This window comes from Lysinibacillus parviboronicapiens (assembly GCF_003049605.2).
Taxonomy (GTDB): domain Bacteria; phylum Bacillota; class Bacilli; order Bacillales_A; family Planococcaceae; genus Lysinibacillus; species Lysinibacillus parviboronicapiens.
The window spans coordinates 3,437,057-3,449,177 of the sequence record NZ_CP073713.1; the positions used below are offsets into that span (position 1 = coordinate 3,437,057).

Genomic DNA, 12,121 nt, shown 5'->3' on the forward strand with positions numbered 1-12,121 from the left:
ATTTTATGTCTGACAGCGCTTATTGCTAGCCCTAGTCAACACACAATATGATTTATACTTGATTTGCTTATGCTTACTTCTACTGGCTCTTAATTCGATAACGGTGTTTAACCGGCTTTAACTACTGTTAGTTCACTAAAACTGCTCGAGGGCTACGTTCAATTATGCATAAATAGAAACTTTTCAGCTACCGTTTCCTCTCTAAAAATGTGCGAATAATTTACTCTTCCCTGTCATAGCATCTATATTCAACTTTCCACATTGTAACGCAAAATCGTGCACTTTTTCAAGTAATTTAGTTATTTTTGGCTAGCTGTAAGAAGTAAATAGAAAAGGAAGTGAATATTCATATGCGACGACGTAAATACAATCCCTGGTTTTTACCACCTTGGCTACGACAAATTCGTTTCTATTGTCGAACGATTATTATACCAATTTGTGCATTTCAGTTTGTGCGTGTCATCATCGTACCAACTTCTGGCGATTTAATCTTCTTATTACTACTGCTTCTTCTTTGCTATTTACTTTTAAATGATATCATTTGAAGCGCGAACTTTTAACGGCGTATAATTCTCAGTTAAATCCCAAATCATTGTCGGCACTTCATCCCAGGAGCTGGACTCACGCACAGCAGTGTGACTAGAAGATTCTCTTAGCACGATTTTTTGCTCAATAGGAGCAGCCTTCTCTACATGAACAGCCACCTCTACAGGAGCAACTGGTTCTTCTAATACTAAAGCTTTTTCTACTACAGGCTCTGGTTCACTAAAGATACTTGTAACTGTCCATTCCAACTGACACATTTGATTGGCAAGTGTTGGTCGTACGTCTTTCACCATCAAATCTTCAATAGCGGCATCTTTCGGTAAATCAACATGCAAAGGTACAGCATACTCAAAATATCCTGTATCTCCTTGAATATCAAGTGCATCAATTTTAACTAAATCTTCAACATCCTTAAAATTTTGCAAGTCTTGAAAATCGAAGCGAACATGTGAAGTAATATGATAAATACCGACTAAACGTACTGAATCATCTAGCTGCGTAGCTTGCCACTGTGGCTTAATCTGTACAGCTGCAATTTCTGTTGGGCAACCATACCCCGGAAAACAAAATGTCTCACGCATACTCCAAGTTTTCTGTTCGATAATAATCCCTCCCTTTGCATCATATGACTGTCGAGCAGGTTGTATGCTTTATAACGAGCTAGATATTGTTGTTTCACGCTACTTTTTCCTTCCGATATTGCTATTATCATGGCATTAATAAGGAAAGTTCTAAAAAGTCATGCAAACCATGACATCTTTCTATTGTGAAAAATCCGCTAGGCTTTCTGCAGGCAGACATTTGCAACAGAGAAGCCTATGCGGATATTAATATTAATATAAAAAAATAGCATACTAAGAAGAACTCCTAGCATACTATTTTCACTTTTGGAACAGCTACATTTATATTCTGTTCACAGTAAAATGTAACTATAACATCTAATTCAATATAAAGGGAAGGGAAAACTAGATTTCGATGCCTGTGGCATTAAACTATAAGCACATCCAAGGCGTTCAAAATCTCCAACGACCAGCGTTTTTTTAGACGTTAACCATTTTTATTTTATTTGCCACTCGATCCGTTAGCATTTGAGTTGCTTTCGGTACAATCGGTTTAAAGATTGGATTTAAAACAGGCCCTGCTAATCCGCCTGCTGTTACTTCTAAAAAGCCTGTCATTCTTGTATTTCCTGCGTCAATGCTTTCAGCAAGGAAATAGCCATTTCCTGAGAAGTTATCAGATAAACCTTTTAACTTAAACGTTACTTTAGAGGGTGCTGTCCATTCTAAAATAGTAATCTCTACTTCTACTGTTTTTTTAAGTACGCCTACATTCCCTTTAAATGTCCATGTAGAATTTTTATCATCTATCATCGTATGTGCACTATAACCTGGGACAAGCTTTGCCCATTTCTCCATATTGCTTACGAAATCCCATACATTTTCAATCTCTACGGGTACTTCTACCGTATGTGTGCCTGTTGCCATATAAAACCACTACTTTCTTTTCTGAATAGCTTTATTATAAATGATTTCGCCCACGATTTGGCTATGCTGAAAGTTATAATTTTGACAAAAAAAAGCCATCCAATATGGACGGCTCTTAGTATATATTATTTTGCTAGTTGCGCAAAGACTTTATGGAAGGCGTCAACCGTTTTTGTAATATGCTCTTCTGTATGCGCCGTAGAGATAAATAAGCCTTCAAATTGCGAAGGAGGTAAGAAAATACCTTCATCGGCCATTAATCGGAAATATTCTGCGAATAATTGTAAATCAGCTGTTTTTGCTGAGGCAAAGTCAATTACTTCTTCATTTGTAAAGAAGAAGCCAATCATTGAACCTGCACGATTTACTGTATGTGGAATATTGTATTTCGTCGCCGCAGCTCGGAAACCTGTCTCTAGTTGATCACCTAATTTTTTAAAGTGCTCATATGAGCTTGCATCAAGGCGAGATAGCGTTTCATAACCAGCCGTCATTGCTAATGGATTACCTGACAATGTCCCAGCTTGGTAAATAGGGCCTGCTGGGGCCACTTGCTCCATAATCTCTTTTTTACCAGCGAATGCTCCAACAGGAAGTCCTCCGCCAATTACTTTACCCAGAGTCGTCATATCTGGTATAACATCAAAATAACCTTGTGCACAGCCATAATCAACACGGAATCCAGTCATAACCTCATCAAAAATTAAAAGTGCACCATGCTCAGTTGTTAGCTCACGCAAACCTTGCAGGAAGCCTGGTAGTGGTGGCACAACACCCATATTACCTGCTACTGGCTCTACAATTACTGCGGCAAGTTCAGCACCAAATTTTTCAAAAATTTGTTGTGCACCGTCTAGATCATTGTACGCCACTGTTAATGTATTACGCGCAATGTCTGCTGGTACACCAGGGCTATCAGGTAAACCTAATGTCGCCACACCAGAACCTGCTTTAATAAGTAATGAGTCGCCATGGCCATGGTATGAGCCTTCAAATTTTAATATTTTATCGCGCCCAGTAACACCACGTGCTACACGTAGGGCAGACATCGTTGACTCTGTTCCTGATGACACAAAACGAATCATTTCCATACCAGGTAAACGATCCAATACTAATTTCGCTAGTCTATTTTCTGTATAGCTCGGCGCGCCAAAAGAAGAGCCTTTCGCTGCTGTTTCAGCAATCGCTTTTACAACTTCAGGGTGGGTATGCCCTAGAATTAGCGGGCCCCATGATAATACATAATCGATGTATTCATTGCCATCAATATCTTTAATAATCGCACCGTGACCAGACTCCATGAAAATTGGATCCATGTTTACTGATTTGAATGCTCGTACTGGGCTATTTACGCCACCTGGCATTAAATTTAGAGCTTCTGCATATGCTTGTTTTGATTTTTCATAAGAACGCGTCATTTTTTCTCCTCCAGCCAACGTGCTACATCTTTTGCATGGTACGTAATGATTAGATCAGAACCTGCACGCTTCATGCCTAGTAATGTTTCAAGCACTACTTTTTTTTCTTCAATCCAGCCATTAATAGCTGCGGCCTTAATCATTGCATATTCGCCTGAAACGTTATAAGCAACAATCGGTAATGTGAAGTTGTTTTTTACATCACGAATAATGTCTAAATAGCTAAGAGCTGGCTTAACAATTAAGAAATCCGCACCTTCTACAATGTCTGATTCCGCTTCACGGAATGCCTCCATACGGTTCGATGGATCCATTTGGTATGATTTACGATCTCCAAATTGGGGTGCTCCGTCAGCTGCATCACGGAATGGACCATAATAGCTTGAAGCATATTTTACTGCATAAGACATAATCGGCACATTTTCAAAACCCGCTTCGTCTAATCCGGCACGAATTGCTGTGACGAAACCATCCATCATATTGGATGGTGCAATAATATCTGCTCCCGCTTTAGCTTGAGATACTGCTGTGCGTGCTAAATAGTCTAGTGAAGAATCATTTAAAATTTGGTCGCCTTCAATTAAGCCACAGTGGCCATGATCGGTAAATTCACAAAGGCATGTATCCGCAATTACCAAAAGTTCTGGATGTTGTGCTTTAATAAGACGGGTAGCTTCTTGCACGATACCATGATCATGGAATGCGCCTGTTCCCACTGCATCCTTTTCTGCTGGTAAGCCAAATAAAATAACTGCTGGAATCCCTAAAGCCACAACTTCATCAATTTCAGCACCAAGGTTATCTAAAGAAAATTGGAAAACACCTGGCATAGAATGAACTTCTTTTTTAATATTTTCGCCTTCAATGACGAAAATCGGATAAATTAAGTCTTCTTTGTGTAAGTAAGTTTCTTTTACCATAGCTCGCATCGCTGCACTTGAGCGCAAACGACGATGTCTTTGAAATTGTAATTGTGTCATGTTCTTTCCTCTACTTTCATTATTTCCTCGATGACTGCTTGCATTGTATATACACTGGGCATTATATCCACAGTAGCACCATGATTTAAAATCGCTGCCTCTGTAATATGACCGATTGCTGCTACACGAGTTGCTTCCCAGCCTATTACTGATGCTACATCCATGGCATACACATCAACAGCAGACGGGCTAGCAAAAATCACTGTTACATCCTCGTGTGCACGAATACAGTTGATAATTACTTGTTTTTGGTCGTGACGTTCAATCGTTTCATAGACCGTCCATTCTTTTAGTTCAAACGGTAAGCCTTCCTTTAATGTCTTTTTCGCTTTTTCACCACGAATAAATAAACACGTTGGATTTTCTCCCGCTACACTTGGAAATTCTTTGACAAATACATCTGCACTAAACACGGAAGGCATAAAGCTGACATGAAAGCCTAGTTGTTCTAACGCTTCAGTTGTTTTCGTACCGATAGATGCAATTTTCCCTTGAAAATGCCTTGCGTTTAAATTAAATCGGTTCATTTTACTAGCGAAGGCATCTACTGCATTTTGACTCGTAAAAATTAGCCACTTAAATTGACGTGCAAATTCTAAATGCACATCATCATTTCTATCTATGAGTTCGCAGGTTTCAATCAATGGGGTAATAACTACTTGGCCACCTAAAGTTGTTATGTCATCAATAATTGCGGAAGTTTTAGATGTACCTGTCAAAATTATTTTTTTACCTTTTAAAGGTAAACTATTTTGCATCTTGCTCTGCCTTCACACGTTGAATTAAATCAAAGGCCCCTTGCTTCGTTAAAATATCAGCAAGTTCTTTTCCAATTATTTCTGGTTTTGAACCTACTACAGTTTCTTTATAAATCACCGAAGCATCAGGTGCAGCAACTAAACCTGTAAGTGTAATTTCTTCCCCATTTGTTTTTGCATACCCTGCGATAGGTACTTGACAGCCACCATCCATAGCCGCCAAAAAGGCACGTTCTGCATGTGCTTCTTGCCATGTTGCATTATCTGTTAATTTAGCTAGTTCCGTTAATAGCTCAGCATCATCTTCGCGGCATTCAATGCCTAACGATCCCTGCGCTACCGCTGGTAAACAATCTTCTACAGATAAGAATTCAGTGACAACATCATCGCTCCAACCAAGGCGTTTTAATCCTGCTGCTGCTAATATAATGGCATCATATTCTTCTGTTTCTAGTTTCGCTAAACGTGTATCCACATTGCCGCGAATCCATTTTATTTCTATATCTGGGCGCACTGTTAAGAGCTGAGCACTGCGACGAAGCGAACTAGTCCCAACAACAGACCCTGCTGGCAGATCGGCAAATTTTATATGTCCTTTTGAAATAAAAGCATCACGCGCATCTTCACGTGGTGGGATACAGCCAATCACTAGGCCCTCTGGCAATACTGCAGGCATATCCTTCATTGAATGCACCGCAAAGTCAATTTCTTTGTCATAAAGTGCTTGTTCTATCTCTTTTACGAAGAGCCCTTTGCCACCAACTTTAGAAAGTTGAACATCTAAAATTTGATCGCCTTTTGTGACAATTTCCTTTACCTCAAATTCAAATGGCACACCTGCTGCCTTTAATTCATTAATGAACCAATTCGTTTGTGTTAATGCGAGCTTACTTCTCCTAGAACCTACAATAATTTTTCTCACCAGTCTCCAACCTTTCTTCTAATACCATAAATGGAATCGAGATAAACTACTTCCTAAAAAGAAATTGGCGACAACTAATAAATACGCGTAAATATGCACCCACGCATAATTTGTACCTGTCAGCTTACCTTTACGATTCACATATAAAATACAGCAATACAAAACTAATATGATAAAGGACCCTATTATCTTCGCATCAAAAATAGATAAACTCTCTAAAGTTAATAGTGCCCATTCAAACCCTAAAATTAAACTTATAAATAACATTGGAATGCCCACATAAAATGAAACATTCATCCAATTGCTCGTTTGTTGCAATGATGGTAAACGCGTCCATAAATGTGACCATTTTTTTTGTTTCAGTAAACGATATAAAACTAAATACAATATCGCAAAAACAAATGTCAGCGTAAAAGCAGCGTACGATAATATCGCAAAGGAAATATGAATAAAGAGCATTTCTGAAATTAAAGTTTCGCCTACTGCTCCAGTCGGCCGTTTCGGCATAAATGTAAAAATACTAGCGAACACAAATCCTAGTATATTAATGATAAATACCGGCAAATCTACCCTCGCTATACAATGAAGAATAATTGACAACGTCACTAATAGCCATGAGTAGAACAGAATCCCTTCATATAAGGATAATATTGGAAATCTCTTCGTTTCCACAAACGTTAATAAAATAATGGCACTTTGAATTACCCATACAAATGAAACTAGCCAAAACGCAATCCGCCTTGCTCGTACTTGTTTATAAAAGTAATCAGTAAAGTAAAATACAAGACTGATCGCATACAAGACGATCATCACTTCGTAGAGCCTTGTCATTGTCAAATCAGCCAATAGACATCCCTTCTTTATATCAAAAATTACTAAAGTGACTTCAATAGTACTTCAGCCTAGAAAACAAAGACGTTTTCGTATCCTTAGTTTACCATACAGATACGAAAACGCCTCATGTAATGCCAATAAAAAAAGGCGCTTTCGCGCCCGTTTGCACCTGCCGCTGACGCTTTCGGCACGGAAAAAGATTTACTATTGTCGCTTCGCTTTCGCGTAAAAAATTTGTTGCTACCGCTTCAATTTCGATACTCAAGCTGTTTTTTGAAATTAGAAAGAATAGTTTGTCTCAGCAGAAGTTTGCTGTAATCGTTCTTTACGCTCGATTTCTTGCTTACTCATTGCTTCAACTTCTGCCTCTACAGCATCCTCAATACCAAAAATTTGTTGGAATAAACGCAATTGTTCATTCGCTTTCGGTGAATTTGCCATTTCTTTAGCCTGTAAAATAGGCTCTTTTAACAATTGATTTATAATGGATTTTGTATGCTTACTTAAAATTTTACGTTCGCGATCCGTTAAATCTGGCATTTTATTTTCAATACTGCTCATTGTTTCTGCTTGAATATGATTTGCTTTTTTACGTAATGCAGAGATGACTGGCACGACACCAAGTGTTGCAAACCAATCTTTAAATTGCACAACTTCATGATTAATCATTTGTGTAATTTCAACTGCAGCACGTTCACGCTCTGCTAGGTTTGCCTCTACAATGCCTTGTAAATCATCTATATCATATAAGAAAACATTTGGTAGCTCTCCAACACGTGGATCGATATCGCGAGGAACCGCAATGTCTACCATAAATAATGGTTTACCTTTACGTAAACGTTCAACAAATTGCATTAATTCATAGTCAATGACAAAATCTGTTGCACCAGTAGACGTTATTAGAATATCTGCCTCCAATAATGAACACTGTAATTCCTTCATTGATTTTGCTTCACCATGGAACTTTGCAGCTAAACTTTCTGCTTTTTCAAATGTACGGTTAATGACTGTCACTTTTCCTACACCACTACCATATAAGTTCTCAATAGCAAGTTCACCCATTTTACCTGCACCTAAAATTGCCACATGTTTGCGCTGTAAAGAACCGAAGATTTTCTTGGCTAATTCTACAGCTGCATAAGAAACTGACACCGCATTTTCACCAATGGCTGTTTCGTTATGTGCACGCTTCGCAAATGTGACTGCTTGTTTAAATAACTGATTGTAAACCGTACCTGTCGTCCCAATCTCTTGTCCATTCAAGAAGCTTTTCTTTACTTGTCCTAAAATTTGCGTTTCACCAAGAACCATTGAATCAATTCCAGCTGTTACCTTAAATAAATGTTCTAATGCCTCATCTTCTTCACGAATTGTTAAATACGAAGAAAATGTCTCCACAGGCAAGTCGAACCATTTAGCTAAAAATTGTTTCACAAAATGACGCCCTGTATGCAATTGGTCTACCACTGCATAAATTTCTGTGCGGTTACATGTCGAAACAATGACGTTTTCTAATATACTTTTTTGTTTTTGTAGCGCTTCCATTGCTTGTGGTAGTTCACTTTCTATGAAAGATAACTTCTCACGAATCTCAACTGGCGCTGATTTATAATTCAGGCCTACTACGATGGTATGCATGAATAACACCTCACACGTTCTAATTCACAAATCTCATTATAGCACAGTTCGACAAGAGTTCATCTAAAATTTGTGAACATGTCATGAAGAACTATAATTCAACTTTCTACATTAGAATTATTATAAACTAAGTGTAACAAATTATACGTATTGTTTCAAATTAAAAATCTGCTGCTAGAATCTAAGAGCAGTCAGACTGAAGACAGACTCCAAAATTCGTGTTAGTTTACAGTCATATTTCTTTTCAAATAGAAGTATTTATATGAACCCGTTGATTTCCGTTACACGGACACTTTTCGCAAAGGCTTCAGCCTCCTTGTCGCTATGCTCCTGCGTAGCCTTTTGCTTATGCTATGCTTCGCAGGGAAATTTGCCCTGTAACGACGAATTGTTCATGCAAGTAATGTTTACTTTTGCTGCGATTTATTTAAAAAAACTTGCTAACTGAACATGGCGAAGTCCAATGATGGCATAATGGATGAAATTAGCACTCTACTCACTTTAAGCATGGCTGACTTCGTGCCATTTTAAACGACATGGAAAAAGGCACTCAGAATATGATGATCATTCTGAATGCCTTTTGTCGTCAAGTTGATTGCTTCTATCATCTAGGAGCAGTTTACCTCTTAATTGCTAATTGTAACAGTTTTCAGAGCTAGCAAATTACCTTCGTTATCATAGGCTAAAAACTCTATTTCGCCATTTACTTTGAAGTCCTGCATTGTCTGTACTGTCTTCGTTAACATATAAACGCTATCGCTACGCTTCGTCAGCTCAAATTTAACGTCTCCACTAACAGAAGAGTAACGTACACTGACACTTGCTACACCAGGACAATTGCCATCAATTCTTGCATTCATCGTAATATACCCTTTGCGCAGAGATACTGTTGACTCTTCAAATAAATCTTCAGGATTAATGCAACTTGAAGGTGTTGTTTTACATAAAATTGCATCAATTAGTTTTTGATACACTTGGTGTAATTGTAGATTATCAATTGCATGATAATATGCACCACCTGTTTCTGACGCTAATTGTGTTAGTATTGCCTCATTGATTTGATTTTTCTTACCCATACTAACTGTGTAAATTTTAACGCCTTTCTTTTTCGCATCATTCAGTACTTTAGTCATTTTTGCTTTACTTGTTTTACCGTCTGAAACAACAACAATAGACTTGGAAGTTTTTGTATCATTCGAGAACTTTGAAAGTGCTATCTCAATACCAGCAAAAATATCCGTTGCCCCTTTGTCTTTCGAAGTGCGATAAAGGTCTTTCTTTAAGACATTTTCAATAGTACCTTCTCCTAATACATTCGCACTCGTGTTTGTTTCAATGACGATATTATTTTTCGCCTTAATTTGATCGATTAATTCAATTGTTTTCTTACCACGATAATTTGTTTTATCTATACGTTTCATAGAAGACGAATAATCGACTACATAGGCAACTTCAGTTGCTAACGAGCATGCATTTTTACTAAAGTAAGGATTTGTGAAAATTTCTTTTGTAATCGTTTTATCTATTAAGTTCTTTAAAATTGTTGCATAACGTGGATCTACTTTATTGACTAGCTTAGCTTCTATTTTGGATTTCCCATAAATAATGGAGTCAAAATACGCTACAGCAGTTCCCGGACTACCAGTATTATCTACAGAATTTGACGTATTTGTGATAAAGGACGCTGTTTTTTCAACACCATCAAATTTGATTTTAACTGTTCCCTGATAGTCCGTAATAATTTCGCCACCTGGACTTACAAGTGTTACCATAACTTTCGTATAACGGTCTTTACCAGATGGTCTCGACGCTTCTTCTTCACTTTCCTTTAATGCATCCACGCGCTTTTTATAGGCCTCTACTTGTCCAAGTAATTTACCACCTTGATATTTCAATAATACTGTACGGTCATAGTTACTTAAACTTGTTAAAATCGCATAAATTTTCATCACACTATCATAGTGTTCGAGAGTTAGTTGTTTTTCCTCTGGCATATAGCTCATCAGCTGTATGATAGAGCCAACAGGATTGATGTTTTCTACTTGCGATGCTATATCATCATCAATTCCCTGAATTCGATAAATTGGACGACCATCTTCTGAAATCATATACATAATCTCGATTGTATTATCTTTATTTACAGAATTGTCCAGTCTCTTCTGAATGATTGTTTCAAAGAGCCAAACCGAAATATTATAGTTTTCAAATTGCAAAATTGCATTTTCATAGCCCAATGCAGGATATTTTGTATCACTACCACCGTATTGTAAATACATATTCTGCACATTTCCTAACGGCGTTGTCACATTTGTTTGCTGTCCGATACTAAATAATTTATCTTCTGGGTCAATCCAATGGACATTAACAATGTTTTCTGTAAAGAATTCAGGTAATTTTTCGTATGGTACATATGGTGGTGTTACATTTCCATCACCATCATCTAAGTTAGCTGGATCATATACTTCAAAATCGATACGCATCTCAGGTTGAGGTGCATAACGAACTTGTGCATTTAATTTTTCTCCTACAAGACATTTCATACTCGGATCAGTATTGTTAATCAGTTCAAAAGAAATTGTATCACGCACAGATTTAGTTAGTTTAGGAGCTACTACAATCGCTGATACCGTAGAGCCATCTGATTGTACGTTTCGTACAGCATCACCGGACGTGTCAACAATCTTCGCACCATACGATGATGTCACTCGGAATGTATAGGATTTATCGTCCGCAATTGGATCTCCATTACATGCCTTTAACGATACCGTAATAAGTGTTGTATCTAGATCATTGGCAATTAAATCCGGATTGTCAACATCAATACTTTGTAATGCATTATTTACATATTCTGGCCCCGTAAAATCATTGTTATTATCCTTTGGTTCCTCAAATTCTGAACTATTTGAACCCATAAAACCTGCAGGCAAAGTAATTTTGTCATTATCACGGCCTGTTGCTGTACGCTTTAACCCTTGTACCGCAAATGAACCGTTTTGTACACTGCGATATAAAAATTCTGCTACATCACTACGTGTAAGTTTCGTAGACGGATTAAAATCAGCAAATGTTTTTTTACCCGTGTTACCTGTAGAAATATCATTCGTATACAAATATTGGACTGCTTGAGGCTCGTCTAAATCTAAACCTTTAAACGCCGCATATATGCGAGCAAAATGTCCACGGGTAATCGTTTTTGAACGATTTGTCGCGACATAAGTACCTTCAAGCGGTAAATAAAATTCACTATAAAAATTATAAGCAACACTTTCGTTATATGTTAATGCATAGTTTTTATCGAGCTTTGCAAACATTGTCACAAGATCTCGTTCTGCTACTTGTTCATTCGGTAAAAAGTTATTTGCAGCATTCAATGATAGTAATTCATTATCGACTGCCCAAGAAATTGCTTTGTACTTACTATTATTCGTCGGAACATCCTGAATTGTTGTAGCAGCTAGGGTAGTTGGCGTCACTGTCATTAAGACGAGTACGAAACAAGCAAGCAATAGCAATGCTTTTTTAGCATATGTCATTCATT

The 12,121-nt window shown here is 37.6% G+C and carries 10 protein-coding genes and 1 other annotated feature (1 of these 11 only partly in view); of the genes, 1 reads left to right on the plus strand and 9 read right to left on the minus strand.

The features are described 5' to 3' along the window. Positions 1-246, minus strand: a binding site (T-box leader); it reaches 78 nt to the left of the window's first position. A 104-nt stretch (positions 247-350) separates the two neighbouring features. Further along, complete coding sequence (locus tag C9J31_RS16620; RefSeq protein ID WP_054768077.1) at positions 351-545, plus strand: hypothetical protein; 195 nt, start codon at positions 351-353, stop codon at positions 543-545. Here C9J31_RS16620 and C9J31_RS16625 read toward each other — a convergent pair. The 9 genes from C9J31_RS16625 to C9J31_RS16665 form a co-directional block, all read right to left on the minus strand. Further along, the gene (locus tag C9J31_RS16625) at positions 528-1,127 is read right to left on the minus strand and encodes a valyl-tRNA synthetase (protein ID WP_193767119.1); all 600 of its coding nucleotides are present in this window, start codon (positions 1,125-1,127) and stop codon (positions 528-530) included. The genes C9J31_RS16620 and C9J31_RS16625 overlap by 18 nt on opposite strands. 459 nt (positions 1,128-1,586) lie before the next feature. Further along, on the minus strand, positions 1,587-2,033 hold the full coding sequence (locus C9J31_RS16630) for an SRPBCC family protein (RefSeq protein ID WP_107923520.1): 447 nt from the start codon (positions 2,031-2,033) through the stop codon (positions 1,587-1,589). A gap of 125 nt (positions 2,034-2,158) precedes the next feature. Continuing rightward, positions 2,159-3,451 (minus strand): glutamate-1-semialdehyde 2,1-aminomutase, encoded by a 1,293-nt coding sequence (gene hemL / locus C9J31_RS16635; RefSeq protein ID WP_107923519.1) that lies wholly within the window; start codon positions 3,449-3,451, stop codon positions 2,159-2,161. Continuing rightward, a complete protein-coding gene (hemB, locus tag C9J31_RS16640; RefSeq protein ID WP_107950625.1) occupies positions 3,448-4,431 on the minus strand; it encodes a porphobilinogen synthase in 984 nt (327 codons plus the stop codon). The genes hemL and hemB overlap by 4 nt, the downstream gene beginning before the upstream one ends. Beyond that, positions 4,428-5,189 (minus strand): uroporphyrinogen-III synthase, encoded by a 762-nt coding sequence (locus C9J31_RS16645; RefSeq protein ID WP_107923517.1) that lies wholly within the window; start codon positions 5,187-5,189, stop codon positions 4,428-4,430. Before C9J31_RS16645 ends, hemB begins: the two co-directional genes overlap by 4 nt. Next, positions 5,179-6,111, minus strand: coding sequence for a hydroxymethylbilane synthase (hemC, locus tag C9J31_RS16650; protein WP_054768076.1), 933 nt, complete (start codon positions 6,109-6,111; stop codon positions 5,179-5,181). Before hemC ends, C9J31_RS16645 begins: the two co-directional genes overlap by 11 nt. 18 nt (positions 6,112-6,129) lie before the next feature. Next, on the minus strand, positions 6,130-6,957 hold the full coding sequence (locus tag C9J31_RS16655; RefSeq protein WP_107950626.1) for a cytochrome C assembly family protein: 828 nt from the start codon (positions 6,955-6,957) through the stop codon (positions 6,130-6,132). 267 nt (positions 6,958-7,224) lie between these two features. Then, positions 7,225-8,583: a glutamyl-tRNA reductase gene (hemA, locus tag C9J31_RS16660; RefSeq protein ID WP_107923516.1), complete on the minus strand. Its 1,359-nt coding sequence runs from the start codon at positions 8,581-8,583 to the stop codon at positions 7,225-7,227. 626 nt (positions 8,584-9,209) lie between these two features. Beyond that, positions 9,210-12,116: a vWA domain-containing protein gene (locus C9J31_RS16665; RefSeq protein ID WP_107950627.1), complete on the minus strand. Its 2,907-nt coding sequence runs from the start codon at positions 12,114-12,116 to the stop codon at positions 9,210-9,212. Between the last annotated feature and the right edge of the window lie 5 nt (positions 12,117-12,121).

Bases quoted from the DNA above. Each gene is read 5' to 3' on its own strand.
- C9J31_RS16645 (WP_107923517.1), bottom strand. From the start codon at position 5,189: ATGCAAAATAGTTTACCTTTAAAAGGTAAAAAAATAATTTTGACAGGT.
- hemA (WP_107923516.1), bottom strand. From the start codon at position 8,583: ATGCATACCATCGTAGTAGGCCTGAATTATAAATCAGCGCCAGTTGAG.
- hemL (WP_107923519.1), bottom strand. From the start codon at position 3,451: ATGACGCGTTCTTATGAAAAATCAAAACAAGCATATGCAGAAGCTCTA.
- C9J31_RS16630 (WP_107923520.1), bottom strand. From the start codon at position 2,033: ATGGCAACAGGCACACATACGGTAGAAGTACCCGTAGAGATTGAAAAT.
- C9J31_RS16625 (WP_193767119.1), bottom strand. From the start codon at position 1,127: ATGCGTGAGACATTTTGTTTTCCGGGGTATGGTTGCCCAACAGAAATT.
- hemB (WP_107950625.1), bottom strand. From the start codon at position 4,431: ATGACACAATTACAATTTCAAAGACATCGTCGTTTGCGCTCAAGTGCA.
- C9J31_RS16620 (WP_054768077.1), top strand. From the start codon at position 351: ATGCGACGACGTAAATACAATCCCTGGTTTTTACCACCTTGGCTACGA.
- C9J31_RS16665 (WP_107950627.1), bottom strand. From the start codon at position 12,116: ATGACATATGCTAAAAAAGCATTGCTATTGCTTGCTTGTTTCGTACTC.